Genomic DNA, 25,300 nt, shown 5'->3' on the forward strand with positions numbered 1-25,300 from the left:
GATATCCCCTTGCTTTAAAAAATGATGACTCCGTATTTCATTCATAAAAGAGGTCAATGAAAATGACGCCCTTGAAGGTAGTTGCATTTTTCGATGGAAGACCCGGACATGAGAAACAGACCCACGGCGTCGTCAATGCCCTTGCACGGCGGACTCCAATCGAGATCGTAGAAAAGCGGCACGTAACGCCCCTGGTTTCGTCAACCCTGATCAACTGGGGCCGCTGGTTGGCGGTAATGTTCCCAGGCGCGGGAAGCGGGCAATCCGGTCCCGTGGATCTCATCGTGGGAACAGGCACCCATGTGCACATCCCGATGCTTTTGTTAAAGAGAAGTCGGGGTGGCAGGACCGTGACGTGCATGACGCCGGATGTTCTGCTGAGAAGGCATATGGATCTCTGTTTTGTCCCCGTGCATGATCAGGTGAGGCCAGACCGCAATATCTTCACTACGATCGGTCCGCCGGGCATCTCGACCGACAGAGGAATCCATGAAAGCGACAGGGGACTGATTCTGATCGGCGGCATTGATCCTAAAAGTCATGTGTGGGATTCCGAAGAGGTCTTTTCCCAGGTCAAGGCGGTGATAGAAAAGGATGCTTCGAAGAAGTGGACTATCACCTCCTCACCAAGAACGCCGGAAGAGATGTGCGTGCTGCTGGAACGTTTTGCCGCCGGGCGTCAGGGTGTCAGCTTTTTTCCGGCACGTGAGACGCCGCGAGGATGGATTGAAGAAGCGTATGATCGCAATGAATGCGTCTGGGTTACAGCAGACAGTGTTTCCATGGTTTATGAAGCCCTGACTGCCGGGTGTCGCGTCGGTATTTTCCCCATGAGATGGAAAAAGAAAAAGGGAAAATTCCATCGAAGCGAGCAATACCTGATAGAAAATGGCATGGTGACGAATTTTGAAGCATGGATTTCCGGAAAAAGCAGGATGAAAAAACCGGAACCGCTTAACGAAGCCGCGCGGTGCGCGGAGGAAATATTGAAACGATGGTGGCCGGAACGATTAAAGTAGTTCAGATGCTGCCTGATCTGAATGAAGGAGGAGTGGAAAAAGGCACTTTGGAACTGGGTGCTTTTCTGACTGAGTCGGGTCACCAGTCCATTGTCATTTCCGGCGGTGGCCGCATGGTTTCCCAGCTGGAGAGCGAGGGAAGCCGCCATCTGACCTGGCCGCATATCGGGGAAAAAAGCCCAAGGTGCCTGAACTATTTCTTCCCGCTCCGGCGATTTCTTCTCAAAGAGGGGGTGGATATTGTTCATCTGCGTTCCAGGCTGCCGGCCTGGGTCGCCTTTCTTGCATGGAAGAGCCTGCCTGTAAAAAGACGTCCTGTTCTGATCACAACCTTTCACGGCTTCTATTCCGTAAATTTTTACAGTGCCATCATGACCAGAGGTGAACGGATCATCGCCGTCTCCAAAACCATTGCCGATCACATCAGGGAAGCATATGACGTGGCAGCGGAGAGAATCGTACTGATTCCAAGAGGTCTTGACGAGGAACAGTTCAATCCGGAAAACGTGACGGTTGAACGCATCCGCAATCTGAAAGAACGCTGGGGATTGAATGGCAATACGGATCCGGTTGTAATGCTTCCCGGAAGAGTGACCAGGTTGAAGGGACAGGATGTATTCCTGCAAAGCCTTGCCGGGATAAAAGAGTTGCCCTGGAAAGCGATCATGGTCGGTGAATCGGATGCAACATCGGAATATACGCGGATCCTTGAAAAAATGGTTGGCGACCCGGATCTCAGGGAAAGGGTAAAGTTCGTCGGGCATTGCAGCGATATGCCAGCAGCCATGACGCTGGCAGACATCGTGGTTTCGACGTCGACGAAACCGGAATCGTTCGGGAGAACTTCGGTCGAGGCTCAGGCAATGAGAAAACCTGTGATTGTATCTGCCCATGGGGGCAGTCTGGAAACCGTTCTGGACGGGAAAACGGGCTGGCATGTGAAGCCCGGGGATTCCGAAGCGCTTTCCGCCTGCCTGCGCATTGCTCTTTCAGATGAAAGTGTCCGGAAAAAGATGGGTGTAGAAGGAAGAAAATGGGTGGTCAGTCAATTCACTGTTACAAAGATGTGCGAAAAAACAGTCGCCCTCTATCAGGAACTGCTTTTGAGGAAGAGTAGCTGGTCTCAGATATGAAAGAGGTTTTTTTTCAGAAATCGAGGCCGAACATCGGGTTCCAGAGAAATCTTATCAATTCAGGAGAATGGTGCCGCATGTCTTCGCTGCTGTGGTGGGGCCGCTCTGACCGGGATTATTCCCGGAATCGCATCGTGTTGACATTACTGTCAGAGATGGGATTTCAAATTCAATATTTCCACCCCCGCTCCAGCTATACCGGCTTTATGGAGGCACATTTCCATGACTTCGAAAAGCCCGATGTGATATGGGTGCCCTGCTTCCGGCAAAAGGATATTTTGTCCGCATCCCGCTGGGCAAAAAAATGGAACATTCCTCTTATTGTTGATCCTTTGATTTCCGCGTATGAAAAAGAGGTTTTTGAACGCAACAAATGGAGCCCTGAATCACGTAAGGCAGAAAAAAGAAGGTTGTGGGAAGCCGATCTGTTTTCTCTTGCCGATGTCGTCGTTGCCGATACGCCTGCGCATGCAGAATTTTTTTCAGAAACCCTTGGAGTGAATCCGCGGATGCTTTCCGTACTTTATGTAAGTGCGGAAACCGATTTCTTTAAATCGGCATCTTCAGAAAGAAATCCTGCTTCCGGCCGGCATGAAATTCTGTTTTATGGAAGTTTTCTGCAGCTTCAGGGCGTGGATACGATTGTGCAGGCTGCAGGAATCTTTCCTGACATGAATGTCCGGTGGGTACTGCTGGGTGATGGAGAGTTGAAGCCGGCGATGGAAAAGGCGGCCAGGAGGCATAAGAACATTGCCTTTGAACCGTGGATACCCTATGCGAGTCTGCCGAGTAGAATAGCGCAGGCCGATATATTACTTGGAATCTTCGGTTCCACAAAGAAAGCGGAACTTGTCATACCCAACAAGATGTTCCAGGCCATGGCGGCCGGCAAACCCGTAATCACAAGGTATTCAAAAGCCTATCCTCCGGACATGTTCGCGTCGGACGTGATCGGATGGGTTCCCTGCGGGGATCCTGCATCACTCGCGGAAAAGGTGCGGGAATGGATAAGGGAACCGGAGAAGCTTGCACAAAGAGGAGAAAAAACAAGGGAACTTTTTGACAGGTTTTTTAGTAAGGAAAAAATGAAGGAAATGCTCAGCAATATACTCTCAAAGGCATCAGGTGAGAATTTCTGAGATGGTTCTGCAGAGTGACCGGCGATGGGCGATATCACTTGACAGATTCTGCATGATCATGGGTTCTTTACTGCCTGCCGGTATCGTCGCCGGCAATGCCGGCTTTGAGTCCATAATCATCCTGGTCGATATGGCATGGATCCTCCGCTGGGTTCTGTTAAAGGAAAATCCCCTTCAGAAACAGATAATCATCCATCCTTTAATCCTCCCGTGGATTTTCTGGTTCGGGACTATGATTGTCAGTCTTCTTATCAATGGTCAGGAAATCGGCGGGTGGGGTCATGACATCGCTTTTATAAGATACCTGCTTTTTGTTGTCGCATTGATTGATATTTCGCAACGACTTCCGGTTCAGAAATATTTGATTGTGGGTATGGGGGTGGGAGTTGTCTGGGCTGTAATCAATCTCCTGTCCGCGCACATTATCGGTTATGATCTATTTGGTCGCCCCCTGATTCGATATGCCGGAAAGCTTAAGGAAAGCGCCCGTATTGCGGGACTGTTCGCTTATGTTGCACCTTTTTTCCTGGGATGGGCGGTTTCAGATAAAAACATGACCACAAGACGCAGGATTTTTATTGCAGTCGCGGGTGCGTTCGCCCTTGTTCTGGTTTTACAAACGAATATAAGAACCACTTTTTTAGCAAGCGCAGCAGGCATAGCCATATATTTAATTTATTTTCTTTATAAAAAAAGCAGGTGGACCATTGTCATCCCGGCGCTTTTTTTTGCAGGGATTGCGCTCATTGCCAAATTCTGGATACCCTATTTCAACGATCTAAGCAGTATCTACGATAGAATTTATATCTGGAAAGTCGCTCTGGCCATGTGGCAGGAACACCCGCTGTTTGGTGTCGGTGTCGGTTCGTTCCAGGATGCATATAAATCTGTAGCAGCATCGGGAATCGTCGCGCCGTTTGTCGCCCCTGACGGAAACATTTTCAGCGCTCCCGAGGCGGCGCATGCCCATAATTTTTTACTGATGCTGCTTGCCTGTGGTGGAATTGCCGGTTTCTCGATGTTTGTATGGCTTTTTGTCAATGCCGTGCGGCGGATGTACAGGAAGCCGGATGGATGGCGAATTGGCCTTATTTCCTGGCCGGTTGTGGCTCTGCTTATTGGACTGACAGGCTGGAGTGTCTATTCCGACTGGTATCAGGCTGTGTTTGCCTATTTTATTGTTTTAGCCGGTTGTTGTGATGAATTGAGAGGGCCTGATCCGCGCCACTCTGAACCAGGAAAACGGAGATGTGGATGATGAACGGAAATACAATGAAGAGCATCGTGAATTGCCGGGTTAGAGAACCTAATGCAAGAAAAGTTCAAGAACCGGGTTTTAGAAAGTTGTAACCCAAGAAACATCCCCTGTAATATGAAAGAAATCATTTCAACTATGTATCGTTGAATTTTCCAAAATAACAATAGATGAAGAAGTTACAGTCTCACACCGTTGTTTTGCTTATATTAAAATCGATTCCGCTGTCGGTGAGAAGATTCTTATTCACCGGCATTGCCCTTCTTGTTTACTGCCTGGTACCGAAAAGACGCCTGATCGCCCTTTATAATCTGCATCGCGCCTTTCCGGAAAAATCCATGGACGAACTTGTCCGGATTGCAAAGGGGGTTTACCGGAACGTCGGCATCCTGGCAGCCGAATTTGTGGACATTCCCTCTCTGAACGCAAGCCGGATCAATGAATTCATGGAAGTCCGGGGGCTGGAAAATTACTGGAAAGCCAAGGCAAAAAATAAAGGGGTGGTCCTGGTGACGGCTCACTTCGGTAACTGGGAATTGATGGCAGCGGCTTTTGCCGTCATCGGGGAGCCCATCATGATCCTCTATCGACCCTTTGATAACCCCCTGCTGGAAAACATCGTTTCCACAGTGAGGACGTCGACAGGCAATACGGTCACTCCCGCGAACCGAGCCATGCGCGGAATATTGCGGCGCCTGAGAGATAAAAAAACCGTGGGGCTGCTGATCGATCAGAATGTTTCACCGCCGGAAGGCCGTTTTGTCCAGTTTTTCAACAGGCCTGCCTGTACGTCGCCGGGATTGGCGCATATCGCTCTTCTTACAGACGCTCCGGTCGTACCTGCCTTTCTCATTCGAAAAGAGGATGGAAAATATATTCTGGAGATTGGCGCCGAAAGAGAGTTGATCAAATCCGGAGACGATGACCGGGATATTATTCTGAACACGCAGCGTTACACCCGAGCTATCGAGGATGTCGTCAGGCAGCATCCGGAACAGTGGTTCTGGGTCCATCACCGCTGGAAAGCACAACCGCTTCCTCATCAATAATAAAAAATAAGTTGAATTATTTTTTCTGCGCAGGAGACAGGCTTTCAGCTTTGCGACGAGCTTCTTCTGCCTGTTCCGGGAGGTTCAGCTTTTCATAGGATTGAGCCTGATAGAGATAATAGAACGCGTTGCCCTGTTCCAGGGCGATGGCGCGGTCGAAGATTTCGACGGCCTCACGGTGGCGGCCCGCATCGGCAAGGGCGCGTCCCAGACGATTGTAATAAACGGCTGCAAAGCGGGGATTGAAGGCGGCTGCGGCTTCCGTGCTGCGTTTCGCCTCCTCGCAGCGCAGCTGCCTGACCTGGATTTCCGCCAGACGGATCAGACAGAGGGGATCATCAGCACGGGCCTCAAGACTGCGGTTCAGCATTTCTTCCGCCCGACCGAGTTCTCCGATTTCAGCAAGGTCGTTGGCCAGACGCTGGCAGAAGCGGGCGGCTTCTTCCGGATCAAGGGTTATGGCTTGCCGGTATGCCTCTTCCGCGGAATCGAGGCGTCCGGCGGCAACCAGGGCATCGCCCAGCAGACAGAACAGTTCCGGGGCATCCGGTTCCAGACCGGTCATCTTTTCGAAGATCTCCACAGCCTCGTCGGCCATGCCCGCAGTCAGAAAAGCGCAGCCCAGTTCCCTGATCAGGGGGGGCTCTTCCGGTTGTGCTTCCACCGCCTGCCTGCAGATCGAAACCAGCCGGTCATACTGCCCGCCCTCTCTGTACAGACGGACCAGCTCATCAAAGGCGAAACCGGTAAAGACCTTCCGCTTCAATTCGCCGGCAAACAACTTTTCAAAACAGACAATGGCCTCGTCACGCTGTCCATTGTCATGATAGGCCCAGGCCTGCGCCAGGAGGAAAGATTCTTCTTCGGGATACTGTTCGACAAGACGGCCGTACACTGCGGCGGCTTCTGAGTACCGTCCGGAATTCAGCAGGTTTTCCGCGGACTTTCGAAGGGCATCCTTATCGTCATTGTTTCTCATGGTCACGCTTCAAAATTTTCCCGGCCTTTGTTTTCGGGCGGGGCCTTTCGTCCGCTTCGGCAGGCCCCGTCCGGTATTTCTCTTAATCAGCAACTGCAGGTGCCCCCGCATCCGCCACCTTCGCCGTCATCCAGCGCGGAGGTGACGAGAAATCCGGAGCCTCTGTCGGTTTCGACAAAATCTACAAAAACGGGTTTGATCTGTTCAAACAGATCCCGGGTGACCAGGAAGGTAATTCCCTGTTCATGGAATTCTTCATCGCCGTCGCGCAGCTCATCCAGAGCCAAGCCCAGTGATAGCCCGGATCAGCCGCCTTCCGTCAGCATCAGCCTGACGGGCTGAACCTCCGCCACATTCTGCAGAAACTCCTGGAGCTTCTCTCCTGCTTTTTCTGAAACCTGAAACATTATTTTCTCCTCCGGCAGAGAGCAAAATATTTGCCTTCTGTTAAATTTAGTGCGCCGAATAGTGATGGATTCCCGGAATTTTGTCAACGAATTTCTATAATCCGGAAATCTTCTGTCCTGGATGACTTGTACTGAGGCCGGGTTCAGGGCAATCGCGGGGTAGAGCGTGGCTGATCATTATCCTGCGTGACGGCCTGATCGGTCAGCATGACGGGGATGCCATTCCGGATTTCATAAAGAAGCCGGCAGCCTGTGCAGGTCAATGCCTTTTCCTTTTCAATCAGATCGAGTTTTCCCCTGCATTGAGGGCAGACCAGGATATCGAGCAGTTCCTTTCGGATTGGCATTCTTCTTTGCTCCCTCTCTTTTCTTCTGTCATTTCACCCTAAGGCTAAGATTCGACGGGTTCTTCAAACAAAATATCAAGCGCCTCATTCACGGCAATGGCTTGGTTGCCGATCCCAGTGTGAACTCTCTCCGTAAAGCAGGAACGCAATTCGGGACTTCGCCGGAGTCCCGTCGTTTTCTTCGCAGGACCCAGGTCAGGCTGGATCGGCGGACTCGAAGAAATGCGGCCGCAGGAGTTTTTACTGTGATTTTTCCATTCCGTTCTTGATTGGTTATACTTTAAAAGGATCCGTTTCTTTCACGGCAGGAAATATAATGTCCACGAGAAGGATAAGCAATCAAAACCTTCAGGATTCTTTTGATACTTCGCCCAAGTTGTTTCTGTACAACGGATATGGGTTGATGATAGAGTTTTTAAACCGTTAGTTCGGTCAGGAATCTGGAATCGTTTCCCTTGTCCGGCTGTTTTCAAGGGGGGCGTTCAGGGGCGTGGAGTTCATAGACCATGCGCTCGATGATTCTGATCTTTTCGTTGGAAAACAAACAGAGTGCAAGGGGCAAATCGCCATGATAAAGGGCAGACTGCTCGAGTCTGCTCGAAGGAGGCGCTTATGGAATGCAATCTTTTAGTTGGAGGGCAGGCCGGACAGGGGCTGGCATCCATCGAAAATGAATTGACGGATCTTCTCTTTCGTCTGGGTTATCATTTTTTTGCCACCAAATTTTACATGTCCCGAATCCGTGGGGGTCACAACGAGCATCTGTTCCGGGTTGCGGAGGAACCGGTTCATGCCCTGAGTGGCGAACCCTGGGATGTGGTGGTCGGGTTGGACGAAGAAACGGAAAGGCTGCACAGGGCGGACCTGAGCGCCCATGGAATCTGCATCTCCATTGACGGGATTCGGGAAATCGAAAAAGCGGCAAAAGAGCACTTTCGCAATGTTAAGATGAGCAACAACATCCTGGTCGGCCTGCTTCTCAATGTGCTGGGGGTGACGTCGGAGAACCTGGGGGCTCTGGTGAAGGAAGAGGAGAAAATGGCTCTTCTGGTGGCCGGGATGGACTTTGCGGAACGCTGGAAAATGGCCGGCCGGTTCGCCCTGATGCCGCGGGCGGTTAATACATTAAAATTCGATGGGAATTCCGCCCTGGGATTCGGCGCGCTTCTGGGAGGCTGCCAGTTTGTTGCCGGCTATCCCATGACCCGGCCACATCGCTGCAGATGTATCTGACCCGGGCTGCCCTTGAGATGCCCGTGCATTTCGAACAGGCCGAGGACGAAATCTCCGCCCTCAACACCGCCCTGGGGGCGTCTTACGCCGGGCTGCGGTCCATGGTGGCGACCTCAGGCGGCGGCTTCGCCTTGATGACCGAGGCCGTTTCACTGGCGGGTATGACCGAGACGCCGGTGGTCGTGGTTGTAGCCCAGCGCCCCGGGCCCTCCACGGGATTGCCGACCCGCACGGAGCAGGGAGACCTGAATTTTATTCTCCATGCCGGGCACGGAGAATTTCCCCGTCTGCTCTACGCCCCGGGCTCAATTGAAGAGGCGATCTCCCTGGCCCGCCGCAGCTTCGAACTGGCGGATCGGTATCAGATCCCCGTCTTTATCCTGACGGATCAGTATCTGGCGGATTCCATTCAACTGCTGGATAACCGCCCCGAGCTGACTGTATACAACCGGGAGTACGAGGTTTTCGATGACTCTTATTGCCGTTATGCCCTTACGCCCGATGGCCTGTCGCCCTTGACCTATCCGGGGCTGAGCGAGGCCCTGGTCAAGGTGGATTCCGACGAACATACGGAAGAGGGAAAAATTACGGAAGATCTGAATCTGAGGGTCTGGATGGTGGATAAACGCCTGCGGAAGGGCCGTCTGCTGGAAGAAGAGGCTGTGCCGCCTGCGTTGTTCGGGGAGCGGAATGCCGGCGTATATCTGATCTGCTGGGGTTCAAACAAGGAAATCGTGGAGGAGACAGCCGCCCGGCTGCAGTCCGAGGGGCGTTCCGTTACCGCCCTCCACTTTTCCCAGGTTTACCCTCTGACCCCGGCGATGATCGAAAACATCCCTCTAATGGGAAAGCGCCTTATCGTCATTGAAAACAACGCTACCGGGCAGTTCGCGAAACTCCTGAAACGGGAGCTGTCCCTGGTGGCTGACGACCTGATCCTGAAGTACAACGGATTGTGCTTTTCAGTAAAGGAGCTTTATGACGAAGTCATGAACAGGCTTTCCGGAGATGGAGGTACAAAATGATGAAGATCAATGATATTGCCTGGTGTCCCGGTTGCGGCAATTTTCTCATTCGCGATGCCCTGGAAGGCGCGTTGACGGAACTGGCCATCCCACCGCGGGAGATTGTACTGACTTCCGGAATCGGTCAGGCGGCAAAGATGCCCCAGTATCTGAAAGTGAATTATTTTAACGGATTGCATGGCCGGGCTTTGCCGCCGGCGGTGGGGATCAAACTTGCCAGACCGGAGCTGACCGTCATTGCCGTTTCCGGAGACGGATGCAATTACGGGGAAGGGGGCAACCATTTTCTCCATACCCTGCGGAAGAATCTCGATATCACGATCCTGACGTGCAACAATCAGGTCTATGGACTGACCAAGGGACAGAGCTCCCCCACCACGGACCGCAACACGGCGAACATGCTGGATCCGCGGGGCAATGAAAACGAGCCGCTCAATCCCCTGGCCGTGGCTGTCGCAGTCGGAGCCCCCTTTGTGGCCAGAGGGTTTGCCGGTGAAAAGGATCACCTGAAGGAGCTTCTTAAAGAGGCCATCCGCTTCCGGGGGACGGCGGTCGTTGATATTCTTCAGCCCTGCGTCACTTTCAATAAGGTCAACACCTTTGCTTATTACCGGCAGAGGGTTTATCGGCTGGACGTTCCCGGAAAAGATCGCCGGGAAGCCCTGGAGATCGCCGGGATCTGGGGGGAACGAATTCCCATTGGCGTCATCCTGAGAGACGAAACTCGACCTGTCCGGGAGCCGGCCGGACGAATTTTTCAGAATTCCGTGACTTCCGGGATGATGGAGATGCTGCTGCGGACTCACTCCAGTGCAATCTGACGGACATGTTGAATATCAGCAATGCTGACTGGTCTCTTTTTTCGTCGTGCTGGAACTGACGGCAGGGATAAGGATTTTTTTATGCGCACCTTGACTTGTACTCTGACTTGACTTTTGGATGGCAAAGAAAATATACTCCGTGCGACATTCATAAAAGAAAAGGGGACCATTCAGGGTTCTAAGGGTTCAGGGGCGCGTTGTGCCGCTGAAGGGCAGTTTTAGAGTGGCCGGGCCGCCACCAGGGGGTAATTCTCCGGGGCGGCCTTTTTTTAAATCAGAAAACGGGGAGGAATTTTAATGGATGAAAGAGAAATTTACAGAATGAAGGAAACATTAAGGTCGGTAACGAAAAAGATGCCTCTTGCGGTGGTTGTCGGGATCATCATCGCAGTTATCCTTTTTTTCCGTCCCTTCGTTCAGATCGGAGCCGGCGAAAGAGGCGTTGTGCTCAATTTCGGCGCCGTCCAGGATACGGTCCTGGGTGAAGGCCTCCACTTCAGAATTCCCATCATGCAAACGGTCATTCCCGTGGACGTGAAGGTACAGAAGTCAGAATCCGAGGCTGCCGCAGCATCGTCGGATCTTCAGGATGTGAGTTCGACGGTCGCACTCAATTACCATATCATTCCCGATAAGGCGAATATTGTCTATCAGAGCATCGGTCTTGCATTCAAGGAGAGGATCATAGACCCCGCCGTTCAAGAAGTGGTTAAAGCCGTCACCGCCAAGTACACCGCAGAGGAGCTTATCACAAAGAGGCCGGCAGTAAGCGACGCCATGAAGGCGGCCCTCACGGACAGACTTCTTGCGAATAATATCTCCGTCGATGCCTTCTCCATTGTCGGCTTCAGCTTTTCCAAAGGATTCATGGAAGCGATCGAAGCAAAGCAGACGGCGGAGCAGCTGGCGCTGAAGGCGAAGAGAGATCTGGAGAGGATAAAAATAGAAGCGGATCAGAAGGTTGCCGCGGCAAAAGCGGAGGCGGAAGCCTTAAGGCTGCAGCGGGCCAACATTTCCGCTGATCTGATCGAGCTCAGAAGGATAGAGGCCAATCTCAAAGCAATAGAGAAATGGAACGGAATCATGCCGCAGGTTACCGGGGCGGGAGCTGTCCCGTTCATCGGTTTGGGCGGTTCAGAAAAGACTAAATAGCGGAGTAGATGGGAGAGGGAAGGAAGATCTATCAGGCAGAATACTGCTGATTGATCGGAGTCTGTCTCTTAAAGGACGGGAATTTGAAGTTCAGGAGACAACTTGCCTGTAAAATCCTTTAAGGGGAGTCGAACTGCAAGATTTTCTGAAAAACGATGGATTGACACTACTTTCAGACATGCCCTGTAGATGCGATCTGAAAAGGGACAGGCATCTCGATGAACCGAGCGCCGCATGAACGGATTCCCTTAGTTGATGTTCAGCAGAGGGAGAAGCTTCAGAGCTTAATGTTTTTTAATTCAGATATTAAGGCGTTCCCATGGTGCCCGTGGAGATGGGGTGTAAAATATTATAAAGAATAAGAAGAAGGTCAAAAGCGCAATCGTCGGTGCGGATATCAATAAGGACGGACGCGGACCCTGGAAAGATGTGGACGATGCGGACTGGAAGGACTGGCGATGGCAGGTCAGAAACCGGATACGGTCGGGCAGACAGCTTGCCGAATTGCTGAAGGAGGCGCCGATTGCGGCCGGATCGTTGCGGGCCGTGATCCGGACTTACCCCTTTTCCATTACGCCTTACTATTTTTCCCTCATTCGAGAGGGGGATCCCGATGATCCCATCCGGTTTCAGTGCGTTCCCGACCCCCGGGAGGTTTCGTTTTCCCTGGGGGGAGTGGACGATCCCCTCGAGGAATCCAGGGATATGCCCGTTCCGGGGCTGATCCATCGCTATGCTGATCGCTGCCTGATCATGGCGACTTCGAAGTGCATGATGTACTGCCGGCATTGCAACCGCAAGCGAAGATGGAAAGCGGGTGCGGCGGACAGGGCCCCTTTGCGGGCCATGATCGATTATGTAGCCGCGACGCCGGGAATCCGTGAGGTCATTGTTTCCGGGGGCGACCCTCTGACGCTGCCTGAGAAAGTGCTGGACGAGTTTCTCGGGGCTCTGCGGGCCATTCCCCATGTGGAGGTTCTGCGCATCGGCAGCCGGATTCCCGTTGTCCTGCCCATGCGGATCACTGTTCCTCTGGTGCGCATTCTGCGGAAGCATCGTCCCTTGTGGTTCAACACGCAGTTCAACTCCCCCCGGGAGATCACGCCCGAATCCGCTGAGGCCTGTGAACGGCTGGTGGATGCCGGGATTCCCGTTTCCAACCAGTCGGTACTCCTTAAGGGAATCAACGACGATTATGAGACGATGCGCAGACTTCTGTACGGGTTGCAGCGTATTTCCGTGCGGCCTTATTATCTGTTTCAGTGTGATCCCGTGCGGGGCGCCGATCATTTCCGGGTCGATTTCTGGAAGGGCATGGAAATGATGGAGCGGATTTCCCGTCAGACTTCCGGCCTCTGCCTGCCCCGTTATGTCATCGATGTTCCCGGCGGCAAAGGAAAAATGTCCCTCCAGACCTTCTCCCTGCTCGCTGATTCCGACATATCCTGAACTATCCCGAAGACATAACATTTTTTTGACAAGGGGCTGGAAATGAATTAAGAAGCGGCACATCGTATTCAGGAATAAAAAGTTGTTAAAAATCCCAAAATTTTGAGGAGAGACATCCTATGTACAGCGCCAGTGATTTGAGAAAAAATTTGAGAATCAAGCTTGAGGGAGATCCTTATATCATCACGGAATTCAACTTTGTCAAACCCGGTAAAGGTCAGGCCCTGTATCGCTGTAAACTGAAGAACATGATTACGGGCAACCAGTTCGAACGCACCTTCCGGTCGGTGGATAACTTCGAAGCAGCTGATCTCCAGGAAAAGAAGATGCAGTTCCTTTACACAGAAGAAGACAGATATTGTTTCATGGACAACACCTCCTATGAGCAGATCTTTCTCACCGCCGATCAGGTGGGGGACGCCGCCCATTTTCTCATTGACAATCTCGAAGTGGAAATCCTTCTTTTCGAGGACAAACCCCTGGGAATCAGCCTGCCCAATTTTGTCGATCTGGTCGTCACCAAGGCCGACCCCTGGGCCAAAGGAGACACGGTTTCCGGCAACACCAAGCCGGTTACCCTTCAGACGGGCTATCAGATCATGGTGCCTCCCTTTATCGAAGAGGGGGAGAAAATCCGCGTGGATACCCGGACAGGCGAATATCTGACCCGGGTCAAGGGCTGATAACCGGACATGGCTGACGCTTTCTTCTGCAAACCCTCCCTGACGGATCTATCCCCAAAAAAACTCACCGGGGAAGATTCCCGCTATGATGAAGGCTGGAGGCTGGCCGGAAAACGGGAGACCCTGAGGCTCCGGGCGGAAATTCTTCACAGCATACGCCGGTTTTTCCGGGAACGGGACTATCTGGAGGTGGATACGCCCATTCTGATACCAGCCCCGGCTCCGGAATCGCACATCGATGCCGTCGCCTGTGGCTTCCAGTACCTGCAGACTTCGCCGGAACTCTGCATGAAAAGGCTGCTTGCCGCCGGATATCCGAGACTTTTTCAGATCTGCAGCTGTTTCCGCGAGGCGGAACGAGGGACACGCCATCTCCCTGAATTTACTCTCCTTGAATGGTATGCTCAAGGAAAGGATTACATGTTTCTCATGGAGGAGTGCGAAGCCCTGCTGCGCTTTCTTGCCGTTACTCTGTACGGGAAAGAGGAGATCACCTTCCAGGGGAGCCGCATCGACCTGTCAGCTCCGTGGGAGCGGCTGTCCGTGAACGAAGCCTTTCTGCGTTATGGAGGGATATCGGCCCGGCAGACCCTGGCGGAGGACATTTTTGACGAAGTTCTCGTCTCCCGGATTGAATCCAGACTGGGGATAGAACGACCGACCTTTCTGTACGATTATCCTGTTGAACTGGCCGCCCTGGCACGGGCGAAACCGAATGATCCCTCTCTGGCCGAGCGGTTTGAGCTTTATGTTGCCGGGATCGAACTGGCCAATGCCTTTTCCGAACTGATCGATCCCGTTGAACAGAGCCGCCGCTTCGAAGAAGCACAGCAGGAACGCCGGGCTCTTGGCAAAAGCCCCTATCCCTGGCCGGAGCGTTTTCTGCGCGCACTATCCGCAATGCCCCCTTCGACGGGCATTGCCCTGGGGATCGATCGGCTGGTGATGCTGATGACGGATCGTGCGTTCATCGATGATGTGGTGGCCTTTCCTCCGGAACGATTATGAAATCGGGGCAGGATAAAGAGTCGGTAAGGATGCCGCTGGAAAATGGCATATTGACAAGGCCTCCTTTTTTCATTAGACAATAGCCTCCATGCCAATATTTGTTTACAGGGAGTAAAAAGTAAAAAGTGAAAGAACTTGCATCGGTCAACACCGTTGATCTGGGAGGGCAATTGCACGGCAGTGTGCTAAGCATGGTCATGGACGCGGGTCTTCTCGTTCAGTTTGTGCTGCTTGTCCTGCTGCTGTTTTCCGTCGTTTCCTGGGCCATCATTGTGACCAAGTACCGGAGTATCCGAAAGGTCAACGCGGAAAACAGTCTTTTTCTGGACGCTTATATGAAATGCAGCAATCTGGCGGATGTCCTTCCGGAAGCCAAAAAATATTCCTCTTCGACTCTTGCCGGGGTGTTCCGTTCCGGTTATGCGGAGCTTGTTAATTTTGCAAAGGCAACCCAGGGGGCGTCTTTCCGGGATCGTGATGATGCCGTCCCGAGCCCGGAAATCAAGGGCCTCGATAATGTGGAGCGGGCGCTGAATCGGGCATGCAGTGCGGAAGCCACCAAACTGGAAGCGGCACTGGGGTTCCTCGCCACTACCGGCAGCGCAAGTCCTTTCATCGGCCTGTTCGGGACGGTATGGGGGATCATGGATACTTTCCGCGGTATCGGTTTTCAGGGGTCGGCCACCCTGGCGGTTGTCGCGCCGGGCATTTCCGAAGCTCTGATCGCGACGGCGGCGGGGCTTGCCGCGGCAATTCCGGCGGTTATTTTCTATAATTACTATCTGAATCGCGTCAAACTCATGACTCTGGAAATGGATCACTTCGCGTCAGAATTGATCAACATTGTCGAACGCTATTATATTAAAGGCTGAAAACTGAAAGTTTGGAGGTTTCAGTATTCAATATGCGTTACTCGCGAAAAAGATCTTTTACCGACGGGCGGCCCATGGCGGAAATCAACGTCACTCCCCTGGTGGACGTCGTCCTTGTTCTGCTTATCATCTTCATGGTCACAGCGCCGATGCTCCAGATGGGCATCGATGTGAACCTTCCCAAAGTGAAATCCCGGAGTGTTGACGTCAATGAAGAAAAAGTCGTTCTCACCATTGACGGCGCAAAGGAAATTTTTGTGAACAAGACAAAAATTCCCCTGACTGAGCTGGGTCCCCGGCTGGAGGGTGTCTTTGCCAACCGCCTCGACCGGGAACTTTATATGCGGGCGGACAGAGCCATCCCTTATGGATTCGTTGTTGAGGTCATGGCGGAAGTCCGGAAAGCAGGCATCGATAAACTGGGCATGATTACCGAACCGCCAGAGGAAGTAAAATGACCGTTGACCGCGCGTTCGGGTTATCCCGGGAGGATCGGGGAGGCCTGCGGCGCATGCTTGTTCTCTCTCTCCTTCTCCATGCCTTTGCCCTGTCGCTGTTCTTCGTTTGCGTTCCGAAAGCCTCATCACCAAAGTTGACCTTTGGTCCCGATTATGCCGTCAGTCTGGTCAGCTCCGCGGATCTGCGCATGGATGGCGGTAATTCTTCAAGGGAACTTGCGAAGGAACTGGCAGACATTCCTGAACCTGAGCCTGCGACTCTGCCGGCGGCGCCGGCGAAGCCGGAGGGAAAAGTTTCCCGCAGCGAACCGGCTTCCCTTTCTCCGGTGCCGGTCCGGAAGGTGGAACCGATGAAAAGACAGGATGGCGCCTTAGGAAAAGCCATAGAAGAGATTCGCCGGCGGGTGGAATCAGCAGGGCAGAAGCAGGCCTCTGCCCCGGCCTATCCCGGCGGGGGAATAACTTCCGATTCTCCGATTGGCGGGAGTCCTGCCGGTGCGGTTGGTGATGCTGAACTCGGAGCCCGGATGAAGGCCTATTATGGCTCCATCTGGATGAGGATCAAAAGGCACTGGTCCATGCCGCCCGATCTGCTCCCGCGGCAGAATATCGAGGCGGTGATTCATGTCCGGATTCTCCGCAGCGGAGCGGTTGAGGGGATCAGCTTCGAACAGCGTTCCGGGAATTCATATTTCGACGAATCCGCAATGCGCGCCGTCCGCAAGGCGAGTCCCTTTCCTCCATTGCCGGAAGGAACAGGAGAGGAAGGCATCGAAATGGGCATCCGTTTTCATTCATCCGAACTGAGGTAGCCAACACCAGACACAATACTGCAAGAGGGATAAAGGGCGGCAGAAAGAAAGCGATGCTGCCGCATGGATCACACGACAGAAGACCGGCACCGAAGCTGGCGACGAAAAGCGACTTTGGATCAGTCGCAGGAAACGGGGAAAAGCATGATTCCAGAGAAAGAAAAGGCGGGGGAGCAGAGGAAGCGGCCGGATGGAATGTGCGGTGTAAGACGCGGGATGGGGGTGCTGCTCCTTTTCTGCGCGGTCGCTTTGTGCGCTATGCCCTTTGTCGTTCGATCCGTCTGGGGGAAGGTTTATATCGACATCGATTCCCCGGCGTTTCAGAAAATCCCGATTGCCGTTGCCGATTTTGCGCCTCTGAACGGCAATCAGGGCCATGCGGATCTCTCGTCCTGGTTTCCCGGCGCTGTGCGCAAAACCCTTGATCTGACCGGGTATTTCAATATTCTGAACAGGACGGGCGGACCGCGTGATCAAAGTCAGACCGGAGCAGTCCAAGCGCAGGCGGCCTACGGGGAATGGCGAAGTCTTGGTGCGGAATATCTGATTCAAGGCGGCTTCTCTTCCCGGGGGACACAGCTGGTCGCGGAATTCCGCCTTATCGACATTGTGCAGGGGCGTCAGCTGATGGGAAAGCAGTATACCGGAGGATTTGAAGACCGCAGGGACATGGTGATCCGCTTTGTTCAGGAAGTCCTTTCGCTTCTGACCGGTGGGGAAGGTTTCTTTGATACGCGGATCGCCTTTGTTGTCCGTCAGGGTCGTTCTTCAAGCCTCCACACTGTAGGGTTCGGTTCGCAGATCGACGGCCGGGACCTTGCCCGGGTAGCCGGCAGTCCTTCCCTGATCCTTTCACCGCGCTGGTCTCCTGATGGACGTTATCTTGCTTTTTCTTCCTATCGCGACGGGAAACCGGATATCTTTGTCGTATCACCCTCCGGCAGCGGTTTGAAGAAAATAGTCAGTTTCCAGGGACTCAATCTTCCCGGAGCCTGGTCTCCCGATGGACGGAGTCTGCTTCTGACCCTGAGCAAGGACGGAAATGAAGAAATCTACGTCATGGATGTGCGCAGCGGTCAGGTGCGTCGACTGACCCGCAATTCAGCGATTGACGTCTCTCCCGTCTGGTCTCCCGATGGGCGCAGGATCGCCTTTGTCTCCAACATTTCCGGTTCGCCGCAGATTTATGTCATGAACGCGGATGGCGGGGATGTCCGTCGACTGACCTATTCGGGAAATTACAACACAACTCCTGCCTGGTCGCCCCGGGGGGGGAAGATTGCCTATGAGGGGAAGGTCGGGAGCGGTTATCAGATTTTCTCGATTGACGAGGATGGCGGCAATGTCCGGCAATTGACCTCCGGAGCGGGCGATCATGAATTTCCTTCCTGGTCTCCCGACGGTCGATTCCTGACATTCAGCCTCCGCAGCGGCGGCCGCAGTCGGATCAATATTCTCAATGCCAATACGCTGGAAGTGCGGACTCTTTATGAAAGTACCGATCGTTGCCTGGGGCCCGCCTGGTCGCCCAGGCTGAAACAGGCTTTAAGATAGGAATGCTGCCGAGGTTTTCACGGCAACAGGGCAGGGTTGGTATGTAAAACATTGATTTGTCTAAAAATAAAAAATATTTGGAATTTAGGGTTGACCTTCTTTGACCGACTGTGATTTAAATTTCCACTGTTGTGTGCATTTCGTCCGGAGTGCGGGAAAGACGCGGTATTTTTAAGGATGGTTGTTGTGAAGCATGAAGAAAGGAGAAAAAGAGGATGAGGATGAGATTGAGAGAACTGGTGATGTTCGCCTGCGTTCTATGTCTGGCCTTTGTATTTACGACAGGCTGTGCCAAAAAGCAGGTTCTTCAGGAGGGGGAAGCTGCTGTTGAAAAAGCGGCAGGCGCCGAGGTGAAGCCGGCAACTGAGCCGGGTCTCACTCCGGAAGAACTGGCGGCCAGGGAGAAGGCTTTAAAAGAGCAGGCCTTGAAAGAACAGCAGGAAAGGGAACGTCTGGCAGGAGAAAAGGCCGCGGCCGAGAAAGCTGCCGCAGAGGCTGCTGCCAGGGCGGGCGAGGTGCTCGTGGACATCAATTTCGAATTCGATCAATCCAGCCTGACCCCCGAGTCCAGAGAAATTCTGCAGAAACACGCGGCCTGGCTTGCCGCACATTCCGGTTATTCCCTGGTGATTGAAGGTCACTGTGATGACCTGGGTACGACGGAATACAATCTGGCCCTCGGTGAACGGCGTGCCGCGGAGGCAATGAGATTCCTTGTTGCATTGGGCATCGACAGATCACGGATTAAAACCATCAGCTACGGGGAGGAAATGCCTCTCGATCCTGCGGAAACTGAAGAAGCCCGGGCCAAAAACAGAAGGGCTCATTTCGTAGTCACTCCGAAATAATAAGGTGCGGAGGGAGGTCCTTTGAAAAGCTTTGGATTGCTTGCCGTGGCGGTCGGTCTGGTCATTTTTTCAGGCTGCGCCACCACGAAAGATTTGAACAGAACGCAGACTGATCTGAATCAGAAAATTGAGATCGTCAGTGAAAAAGTGACGGCCGCCGATTCGAACATTGCCGTCTTGAGGAAAGACGTTGACGCCGCCGTGGAAGGTCTGCGGAAAAGTCAGGCGAATATGGGCGCCGATCTCTCTGAACTTCGGGAACAGGTCCAGCAGGTGCGGGGCCAGGCGGAGTCTTTGCGAAAGGAAGTCGGGTCTCTGAACGGAAAGGCCGGCAAGAAGGATGACGAGAACAAGGAAATCAGAGAAAAACTGGATCAACTTTCCCAGAAGGTGAACTTTCTGGAAACCTTTCTTGCAATCGGCGACAAAAATGGCCATGCGGCTGCCAGCAACGGAACCAAGGCTAAAGACAACGTGAAGGCAAAGACGACCAGCAGGGAAGATCAGTATGCAGCCGCTTATTCTTTCTTCAAGGAAGGCAAATATGAGAAGGCAAGAACTGAATTCGAGAATTATCTGAAGGCCAATCCCAAAACGAGCTATTCCGATAACGCCCAGTTCTGGATTGGTGAAACCTACTACTTTGAAAAAAAATATGAAAAGGCCATTCTGGAATACGAAAAAGTAATCAAGAACTATCCTGATGGAAATCGGGCGGCGAATGCCCTTTTCAAACAGGGTTTATGCTTTCTGATGCTGGAGGATAAGGCCAGCGCCAGGCTGATCTTTCAGCAGGTCATCAAGGATTATCCCAACACAAGCCAGGCGAGAACGGCGCGGGCTAAACTCCTGGAAATCAAATAATTCAAATGCCGGCGCTGCCTGTGCGGCCACAGCCGAAGCCGGGATAAAAAGTCCAATAAAAAAGACGCAGCAGACCTTGATCCGCTGCGTCTTTTTTATTACCGGATCATTATTTTTATTGCCTGTTCAGCCTCAATGGTTCAATGCCGGGAGGGATTTCAAGAGAAAACAATTCCGGCTGAATTTCCTGAAGAAACTCGATATCCGTGTAACTCAGCTTCAGCGTTGTGGGATTAGGAGAGCCCGTCGTAACCGATATTCTTGCCGGAAAACCGGGCGCCTTCTTTAGGCCGCCATAAGCCTCGAATCGTACCGAATATAAAAGTTCTCCGTTATTTCCCCACCGGGCAGCCCGGACAAGTTGATTGGATATCGGCTTCAGCCAGAAAACCTGGGCTTTCTCCTCTCCTCTGTAAACTTCCAGGCGGTATTCTTCCTTTTCCTGAAACCCTTTCAGGATGATATCCTTATCCCGGATCAGCGGAATGGTTCCCCGCAGCAGGGCAAGCATGTCGGACAACTGAAAATGAGGGGAAATAAAAGGGAGAAAAGAGGCAAGCTGCACCGGGGATGGCGTTCCGATATAATATTTGCCTTCCTGCGGCAGAAAGACTTTCAATTCTCCATTCTCAATGGTGAGATAGAAATCCGGCGGACCGAAGAGGGGAAGGGACTCCATGCGGAGACGTTCCGGATACTGCAGCAGAAAGGCGATCTTCAACGGGTAGCGGCCGGAAGATGTGGTCAGATCGATCCTGGCCAGAGCCTTCAAGGCTTGAGGATTTCTTTCTTCTTCCATGAGCTGCTGCCATCGGGCCTGTGGGGAAAAAAGGGGAATATCCTGAGACACAGGCTTTACGGCCGGCGTCAGGGTGCATCCTGAAAACATCAGCAGTGCCAGGAAACCGGAAAGGACAAGGAACCGACACAGCCGGCTTCCGGATCCGTTGTCCCTGCCTGCCCTGAATTCATCATTGGGTTTGTTTGAAACAGTCATTATGTACATATTAAGAGAAAATTTACCCCACGGCCGTTCAACGGCGCAGTTGCTCGATCTTTTGCCGGAGCTGACTGTTTTCCGGAGCATATTTCTGCGCCCGTCTGTATGCATCCAGAGCCTCCTGGAACCGTCCGGCCTTCCGGAGGGCGTCACCAAGATGTTCAGCGATGGTAGGATCATCGGGAATCCGTTTATCGGCTTCCTTGAGATAGCGGATCGCCTGTTCGATCCTGTTCTGCTTGAAATACACCCAGCCCATGCTGTCCAGGATGTATCCGTTGTCAGGTTTCAGGATCAGTGCCTGTCGGATCAGCTTTTCGGCCTCCGCAAGATGAATCCCCCGTTCAGCATAACTGTAACCGATGAAATTGAGGGCCTCTGCATGTTCCGGATCGATTTCCAGGACGCGCTTCATCTCTTTTATACTGTCCTCGAATCGATCCATTTTACTGTAAACTTCCCCAAGCCCGTAATGGAGTTCCTCGCTTCGGGGGAAGTCCTTCAAGCCTTCTTTAAGAAGATTTTCGGCTTCCGGATACTGCGCCTTTTCCTGATAAAGGGAACCCAGGTAGGCGTAAAGGTTTGGAGCTTTCGCCTCTGTGGAAAGGGTTTCCCGGATCAGGCTGATGGCGGCATCGATCCGCCCCTCCTCTCTGAGGAGCATCCCCATCCGGATGCGCGCGTTGCCATACCATTCCGAATCCGGAGCAACCTTCCCATAGGTATCCATCGCCTTGTCATTTTCCTGTTGTTCGTCATAGACGGAAGCCAGAAAATAATAGATCTTCTGATCGGACGGCGCCAGTTTCAATGCCTTCTGAAAGGCCTCAATGGCCCGGTCATATCTCTGCTGTTCATAATAGAGCAATCCGAGGGTAAAATGGACGTCCTTATTGGAATCGTCAATCGTCAGGCTGTCACGAAAGACAGCTTCCGCTGCCTGATAATTTCCCTGGCGCAGATAGAATTCCCCTAGTCTTAGCCGGATGCCGACCTGTTCGGGATAACGTTGAATAAAGTCCTTATAGATGTTGACGGCCTGTTCGAGTTTTTTCTGCCTTTCATAGAGCAGTGCAAGATCGATCAGTGCCGATTCCAGTGATGGCTTTAGAAGAAGGGTTTTTTTGAAATATTGTTCCGCCTCGCTTTCGCGCCTCAGTTCAACCAGAACCTTCGCCATGTAGTACGTTCCCATGACGTTATCGTGATCATTTTTCAGCAGTAGGGAATACATGTCGACGGCTTTATCATAACGCTCCGTTTCGGCATAGAGCGTTCCCAGGTAAAGATAGGCCGAGGTATTCTTCGGATCGATTTCAATGACCTTCCGGTAGGATCGTATGGCATTTTTATAGTCCTTCATGTTGATGTAGAGATTCCCGAGGATGAGATGGACATCCACGTCATCGGGATCGTGGACAAGGGATTCTTTGCAGAGATCGACGGCTCTTCTGAAGTCACCCTTTTCAACATAGAGCGAAGCCAGTTCCTTCATGAGGTGAGAGGAAAGGGGATCATGCCGGAGCGCGGTTTCCAGTTCTTGAATAGCGTCATCCAGTCGTCCATCCAGGGCGGAGAGAACCCCCAGGGTATAGTGATAGCCGGCGGTGTAGGATGACGGATCTCTGCCTGAGATCTCTTTCCCGGATTTCAGCCGAACCTGCGTGCAACTCACCGCGGCGAGGAAGACGAAGACAAGAAGAATCCTGACTATAATCCTGTACATAAGTCCTTCGGTTAAAGTGTCTTGACTTTAGGGGATATTCAAGACGTCTGAGGGTTGTCGGCCGAGCGGCCTTTTTACCGTACCATGCTGGACACCGAAACCACTTCAACCCCCCGGGATTTCAATTCCGGAACAATCTTCGCCAGGGCCGAAACGGTATTGGGGTAAGGATGGCCAATGAGGAGCAGGGTGGAATTCCCGTCTTTCGTTTTATTGAGGACATCCAGCAGGATTTGACATGTTTTTGTATAATCCTGCCCATTGTCGATGAAAATCCGTCTGGAGGCAAAGGGAATCCCGATGTCCTGAGAAACCTTTGCGGCCTTTGAGTACGGTGTCGTCCGGCTGTCGATGAAAAAAAGCCCTCTTTTTTCGAGTTCTGCCATGACAATGGCCAGTTTCTCTTCATCTTCCGTGAACAGGGAGCCCATATGATTGTTGACTCCGGAAATGTGAGGAACGGCGTCAAGATTTCCGGTGAGGACCTTTCGAAGCTCCGAGTCATCCATCGTCGTCAGAAGAGCCCCGGGGCCGGGCTTTTCCTTTGGATAAGACCGTGGTTCCATCGGCAGATGGAGAAGGACGTCCCTGCCCGCTTTATGGATCATGTCGGCTGCCGCAGCCCCGCGGGGCATGTGAGGCAGAACAGCGAAACTGATCGGAGCTTCAATCTTCAGAAGATTTTTCACCGGGGATAGATCTGCTCCTATATCGTCGATGAGAATTGCAATCCGCAACCCGGAGACGCGTTCCTTCGGCGCCTTCGTGGTCGGGGTTGCTTTTTCAGTTGGTGGTGGTACAGGTTTTTCCGTTCCGGGTGCTTCCGTAACCGGTCTTTCCGGAACCGGCAACGGAATTTCCCCGGGCTCAATCCGATGCTTTTCACCGCGATGCTCCGGGATGGATCGGGTGATCTCGGGCGGCCTTGTTTCTTCCTGCGGGCGATCGAAATAGACCTCGTAAAAAATCGCCCCCGCAACGATGAGGATCAACAGAATGAGCGAACGTTTCAGATTTTTTATAAAACCTGTCCCTTCTCTGTTATTCTGTCGAGATGGATTCTTTTTTTTATGATGCAATCCGCTTACCTTATTCTATATCTTTCTGGAACCCTGAAAAACGTCCCAGCTTTTCAGTATATCTACGGCCGCCTTTAACTGATTGTCCTGGGACACGTCATCAAAAACCCGTTTCTGCAGTTCCAGCGGTTTCTTTGTTTCATTGTCGACACCCTTGATATGGCCTTTAAGGTCCCGTTCCCTGACTGCGTTGTTTCCCTCGCCATTCTCTTCCGCGGGTTTGATATACTTTACGGTGATGTCAGGGGTTATGCCCTCGGCCTGGATGGAGCGCCCTCCAGGGGTATAATACTTGGCCGTCGTCAATTTCAATGCGGCGCCTTCTTCAAGGGGAATGACGGTCTGCACGGAGCCCTTGCCGAACGTCTGGGTGCCTAGAATCAAAGCCCGCCCATTGTCCTGAAGCGCACCGGAAACGATCTCCGCGGCACTGGCCGTTCCCTCATTGACGAGCACAACGATAGGACAATTCACCTCGTTGCCGTCGTCTTTCGCGACGGCCCGGCTTTCCACGCTCTTGATCCGTCCTTTCGTGGAGACAATCGTTCCTGCCCTTAAAAAGGCATCGGAAACCTCGATCGACTGGGTCAGCAAACCACCGGGATTATTCCGCATATCCAGGACAAGTCCCCGCAGGGGAGATGTTTGCTTTCCCCGCAGTTCCTGAAGCGCCCTTTTCAGGTCGTCGGCTGTTCTCTCCTGGAAGGAGGAAATGCGGACATAGCCAATCGAGTCCTCCAGCATTCTGGACTTGATGCTTTTGATCTGAATAATGGCCCGTGTGATGACGATGTCCTTGGGTTTCGGAAGGCTTTCCCTCATGATGGTGATGGTGACCTTGCTGTCCTTGGGACCGCGAAGTTTGGTGACCGCCTCCATAATAGTAATATCTTTGGTCGGTTGGCCGTCGATCTTGATGATCTGATCTCCCGCCTTGACGCCGGCCAGAAAAGCCGGGGTGTCTTCAATGGGGGACACGACGGTCAGCACATCCTTCAGTACCGTGATTTCAATGCCGATTCCGCCGAAGGATCCTTTTGTTTCCACCTCAAGCTCCCTGTACATTTCTTCTGTCATGAAGGCGCTGTGGGGATCCAGAACCTTCATCATCCCGTTGATCGCTCCCTGGATCAGTTTCTTGGAATCGACAGCTTCCACATAATTTTTATCCACAATATCGAGCACTTCACTGAATACTTTGAGCTGTTTGTAAGTGCCGCGATCCAGGGCGGAAACCTGACTGTCGCCGGAAAAACACAATAGGAACAGGAAGGTGAAAAGACAAACCGCGCCCAGGACCCGTTTGTTAAAAAATGTGTTCATTCAAACCTCCACATTTGGTGTTCATGCATTTTCCCTGCAGGATGGTCGACGATTCATTCGAAGGG

Annotated in this window: 25 protein-coding genes; 18 read left to right on the forward strand and 7 right to left on the reverse strand. The window is 52.5% G+C overall.

All coding sequences use genetic code 11. The features are described from left to right. Nucleotides 1-62 precede the first annotated feature (62 nt). The 5 genes from SYN_RS04060 (at nucleotide 63) to SYN_RS04080 (ending at nucleotide 5,595) form a co-directional block, all read left to right on the forward strand. Entirely contained in the window at nucleotides 63-1,019 is a 957-nt protein-coding gene (locus SYN_RS04060; protein WP_158302915.1) for a mitochondrial fission ELM1 family protein, read from the forward strand. Further along, complete coding sequence (locus tag SYN_RS04065) at nucleotides 995-2,152, forward strand: glycosyltransferase family 4 protein (protein WP_041584698.1); 1,158 nt, start codon at nucleotides 995-997, stop codon at nucleotides 2,150-2,152. The genes SYN_RS04060 and SYN_RS04065 overlap by 25 nt, the downstream gene beginning before the upstream one ends. A gap of 77 nt (nucleotides 2,153-2,229) precedes the next feature. Continuing rightward, nucleotides 2,230-3,291 carry a glycosyltransferase gene (locus tag SYN_RS04070; RefSeq protein WP_158302916.1) on the forward strand — a complete coding sequence of 354 codons (1,062 nt, stop codon included), beginning with the start codon at nucleotides 2,230-2,232 and terminating at the stop codon, nucleotides 3,289-3,291. A 1-nt stretch (nucleotide 3,292) separates the two neighbouring features. Continuing rightward, on the forward strand, nucleotides 3,293-4,549 hold the full coding sequence (locus tag SYN_RS04075) for an O-antigen ligase family protein (protein ID WP_011416770.1): 1,257 nt from the start codon (nucleotides 3,293-3,295) through the stop codon (nucleotides 4,547-4,549). A 167-nt stretch (nucleotides 4,550-4,716) separates the two neighbouring features. Further along, nucleotides 4,717-5,595, forward strand: a complete 879-nt coding sequence (locus tag SYN_RS04080) for a lysophospholipid acyltransferase family protein (protein WP_011416771.1) — start codon at nucleotides 4,717-4,719, stop codon at nucleotides 5,593-5,595. A 16-nt stretch (nucleotides 5,596-5,611) separates the two neighbouring features. Here SYN_RS04080 and SYN_RS04085 read toward each other — a convergent pair whose 3' ends face one another. From SYN_RS04085 to SYN_RS04095, 3 genes are all read right to left on the reverse strand, one after another. Further along, nucleotides 5,612-6,574, reverse strand: a complete 963-nt coding sequence (locus SYN_RS04085; RefSeq protein WP_041584699.1) for a tetratricopeptide repeat protein — start codon at nucleotides 6,572-6,574, stop codon at nucleotides 5,612-5,614. Between the two features lie 86 nt (nucleotides 6,575-6,660). After that, nucleotides 6,661-6,981 carry an IscA/HesB family protein gene (locus tag SYN_RS16990; protein WP_353740321.1) on the reverse strand — a complete coding sequence of 107 codons (321 nt, stop codon included), beginning with the start codon at nucleotides 6,979-6,981 and terminating at the stop codon, nucleotides 6,661-6,663. 143 nt (nucleotides 6,982-7,124) lie between these two features. Beyond that, nucleotides 7,125-7,328, reverse strand: a complete 204-nt coding sequence (locus SYN_RS04095; RefSeq protein ID WP_011416775.1) for a Trm112 family protein — start codon at nucleotides 7,326-7,328, stop codon at nucleotides 7,125-7,127. 612 nt (nucleotides 7,329-7,940) lie between these two features. On the opposite strand from SYN_RS04095, the gene SYN_RS15090 reads away from it, so the two are divergent. The 13 genes from SYN_RS15090 (at nucleotide 7,941) to ybgF (ending at nucleotide 20,107) form a co-directional block, all read left to right on the forward strand. After that, entirely contained in the window at nucleotides 7,941-8,561 is a 621-nt protein-coding gene (locus tag SYN_RS15090; RefSeq protein ID WP_049749896.1) for a 2-oxoacid:acceptor oxidoreductase family protein, read from the forward strand. A gap of 23 nt (nucleotides 8,562-8,584) precedes the next feature. Beyond that, entirely contained in the window at nucleotides 8,585-9,586 is a 1,002-nt protein-coding gene (locus tag SYN_RS15095) for a hypothetical protein (protein WP_237671309.1), read from the forward strand. Then, on the forward strand, nucleotides 9,583-10,407 hold the full coding sequence (locus SYN_RS04105) for a thiamine pyrophosphate-dependent enzyme (protein ID WP_011416778.1): 825 nt from the start codon (nucleotides 9,583-9,585) through the stop codon (nucleotides 10,405-10,407). The genes SYN_RS15095 and SYN_RS04105 overlap by 4 nt, the downstream gene beginning before the upstream one ends. A gap of 297 nt (nucleotides 10,408-10,704) precedes the next feature. Continuing rightward, a complete protein-coding gene (locus SYN_RS04110) occupies nucleotides 10,705-11,559 on the forward strand; it encodes a prohibitin family protein (protein ID WP_011416779.1) in 855 nt (284 codons plus the stop codon). Between the two features lie 429 nt (nucleotides 11,560-11,988). Next, nucleotides 11,989-13,008, forward strand: a complete 1,020-nt coding sequence (locus SYN_RS04115; RefSeq protein WP_011416781.1) for a KamA family radical SAM protein — start codon at nucleotides 11,989-11,991, stop codon at nucleotides 13,006-13,008. Nucleotides 13,009-13,127: 119 nt separating this feature from the next. After that, entirely contained in the window at nucleotides 13,128-13,691 is a 564-nt protein-coding gene (gene efp, locus SYN_RS04120) for an elongation factor P (RefSeq protein ID WP_011416782.1), read from the forward strand. Nucleotides 13,692-13,700: 9 nt separating this feature from the next. Then, entirely contained in the window at nucleotides 13,701-14,699 is a 999-nt protein-coding gene (gene epmA, locus SYN_RS04125) for an EF-P lysine aminoacylase EpmA (RefSeq protein WP_011416783.1), read from the forward strand. A gap of 125 nt (nucleotides 14,700-14,824) precedes the next feature. Further along, nucleotides 14,825-15,571: a protein TolQ gene (tolQ, locus tag SYN_RS04130; protein WP_011416784.1), complete on the forward strand. Its 747-nt coding sequence runs from the start codon at nucleotides 14,825-14,827 to the stop codon at nucleotides 15,569-15,571. Nucleotides 15,572-15,603: 32 nt separating this feature from the next. Further along, nucleotides 15,604-16,029 (forward strand): ExbD/TolR family protein, encoded by a 426-nt coding sequence (locus tag SYN_RS04135; protein ID WP_041584700.1) that lies wholly within the window; start codon nucleotides 15,604-15,606, stop codon nucleotides 16,027-16,029. Then, nucleotides 16,026-16,841 (forward strand): energy transducer TonB, encoded by an 816-nt coding sequence (locus tag SYN_RS04140; RefSeq protein WP_011416786.1) that lies wholly within the window; start codon nucleotides 16,026-16,028, stop codon nucleotides 16,839-16,841. Before SYN_RS04135 ends, SYN_RS04140 begins: the two co-directional genes overlap by 4 nt. A gap of 144 nt (nucleotides 16,842-16,985) precedes the next feature. Continuing rightward, nucleotides 16,986-18,395, forward strand: coding sequence for a Tol-Pal system beta propeller repeat protein TolB (tolB, locus tag SYN_RS04145; RefSeq protein WP_158302917.1), 1,410 nt, complete (start codon nucleotides 16,986-16,988; stop codon nucleotides 18,393-18,395). 215 nt (nucleotides 18,396-18,610) lie between these two features. Continuing rightward, a complete protein-coding gene (locus tag SYN_RS04150; protein WP_011416788.1) occupies nucleotides 18,611-19,243 on the forward strand; it encodes an OmpA family protein in 633 nt (210 codons plus the stop codon). A 21-nt stretch (nucleotides 19,244-19,264) separates the two neighbouring features. Beyond that, nucleotides 19,265-20,107, forward strand: a complete 843-nt coding sequence (gene ybgF / locus SYN_RS04155; protein WP_011416789.1) for a tol-pal system protein YbgF — start codon at nucleotides 19,265-19,267, stop codon at nucleotides 20,105-20,107. A gap of 115 nt (nucleotides 20,108-20,222) precedes the next feature. Here the strand turns inward: ybgF and SYN_RS04160 are convergent, their stop codons facing one another. From SYN_RS04160 to SYN_RS04175, 4 genes are all read right to left on the reverse strand, one after another. Next, nucleotides 20,223-21,218 carry a DUF4292 domain-containing protein gene (locus SYN_RS04160; RefSeq protein WP_011416790.1) on the reverse strand — a complete coding sequence of 332 codons (996 nt, stop codon included), beginning with the start codon at nucleotides 21,216-21,218 and terminating at the stop codon, nucleotides 20,223-20,225. Further along, complete coding sequence (locus SYN_RS04165) at nucleotides 21,142-22,833, reverse strand: tetratricopeptide repeat protein (protein WP_011416791.1); 1,692 nt, start codon at nucleotides 22,831-22,833, stop codon at nucleotides 21,142-21,144. Before SYN_RS04165 ends, SYN_RS04160 begins: the two co-directional genes overlap by 77 nt. Before the next feature lie 74 nt (nucleotides 22,834-22,907). Next, nucleotides 22,908-23,912, reverse strand: a complete 1,005-nt coding sequence (locus tag SYN_RS04170; RefSeq protein ID WP_011416792.1) for a divergent polysaccharide deacetylase family protein — start codon at nucleotides 23,910-23,912, stop codon at nucleotides 22,908-22,910. Nucleotides 23,913-23,927: 15 nt separating this feature from the next. After that, nucleotides 23,928-25,235, reverse strand: coding sequence for a S41 family peptidase (locus SYN_RS04175; protein WP_011416793.1), 1,308 nt, complete (start codon nucleotides 25,233-25,235; stop codon nucleotides 23,928-23,930). Nucleotides 25,236-25,300: the final 65 nt, after the last annotated feature.

This window comes from Syntrophus aciditrophicus SB, from assembly GCF_000013405.1.
GTDB lineage: Bacteria > Desulfobacterota > Syntrophia > Syntrophales > Syntrophaceae > Syntrophus > Syntrophus aciditrophicus.

Excerpts from the sequence above, each read along its gene's own strand:
- SYN_RS04110 (WP_011416779.1), top strand. The coding sequence starts at position 10,705 with ATGGATGAAAGAGAAATTTACAGAATGAAGGAAACATTAAGGTCGGTA.
- SYN_RS04060 (WP_158302915.1), top strand. The coding sequence starts at position 63 with ATGACGCCCTTGAAGGTAGTTGCATTTTTCGATGGAAGACCCGGACAT.
- SYN_RS04135 (WP_041584700.1), top strand. The coding sequence starts at position 15,604 with ATGCGTTACTCGCGAAAAAGATCTTTTACCGACGGGCGGCCCATGGCG.
- SYN_RS04080 (WP_011416771.1), top strand. The coding sequence starts at position 4,717 with ATGAAGAAGTTACAGTCTCACACCGTTGTTTTGCTTATATTAAAATCG.
- SYN_RS04095 (WP_011416775.1), bottom strand. The coding sequence starts at position 7,328 with ATGCCAATCCGAAAGGAACTGCTCGATATCCTGGTCTGCCCTCAATGC.
- SYN_RS04150 (WP_011416788.1), top strand. The coding sequence starts at position 18,611 with ATGAGGATGAGATTGAGAGAACTGGTGATGTTCGCCTGCGTTCTATGT.
- SYN_RS04140 (WP_011416786.1), top strand. The coding sequence starts at position 16,026 with ATGACCGTTGACCGCGCGTTCGGGTTATCCCGGGAGGATCGGGGAGGC.
- SYN_RS04065 (WP_041584698.1), top strand. The coding sequence starts at position 995 with ATGGTGGCCGGAACGATTAAAGTAGTTCAGATGCTGCCTGATCTGAAT.
- SYN_RS04085 (WP_041584699.1), bottom strand. The coding sequence starts at position 6,574 with ATGAGAAACAATGACGATAAGGATGCCCTTCGAAAGTCCGCGGAAAAC.
- efp (WP_011416782.1), top strand. The coding sequence starts at position 13,128 with ATGTACAGCGCCAGTGATTTGAGAAAAAATTTGAGAATCAAGCTTGAG.
- SYN_RS04070 (WP_158302916.1), top strand. The coding sequence starts at position 2,230 with ATGTCTTCGCTGCTGTGGTGGGGCCGCTCTGACCGGGATTATTCCCGG.
- tolB (WP_158302917.1), top strand. The coding sequence starts at position 16,986 with ATGATTCCAGAGAAAGAAAAGGCGGGGGAGCAGAGGAAGCGGCCGGAT.
- SYN_RS15090 (WP_049749896.1), top strand. The coding sequence starts at position 7,941 with ATGGAATGCAATCTTTTAGTTGGAGGGCAGGCCGGACAGGGGCTGGCA.
- SYN_RS04165 (WP_011416791.1), bottom strand. The coding sequence starts at position 22,833 with ATGTACAGGATTATAGTCAGGATTCTTCTTGTCTTCGTCTTCCTCGCC.
- epmA (WP_011416783.1), top strand. The coding sequence starts at position 13,701 with ATGGCTGACGCTTTCTTCTGCAAACCCTCCCTGACGGATCTATCCCCA.
- SYN_RS04105 (WP_011416778.1), top strand. The coding sequence starts at position 9,583 with ATGATGAAGATCAATGATATTGCCTGGTGTCCCGGTTGCGGCAATTTT.
- SYN_RS04160 (WP_011416790.1), bottom strand. The coding sequence starts at position 21,218 with ATGCATACAGACGGGCGCAGAAATATGCTCCGGAAAACAGTCAGCTCC.
- SYN_RS04175 (WP_011416793.1), bottom strand. The coding sequence starts at position 25,235 with ATGAACACATTTTTTAACAAACGGGTCCTGGGCGCGGTTTGTCTTTTC.
- SYN_RS04075 (WP_011416770.1), top strand. The coding sequence starts at position 3,293 with ATGGTTCTGCAGAGTGACCGGCGATGGGCGATATCACTTGACAGATTC.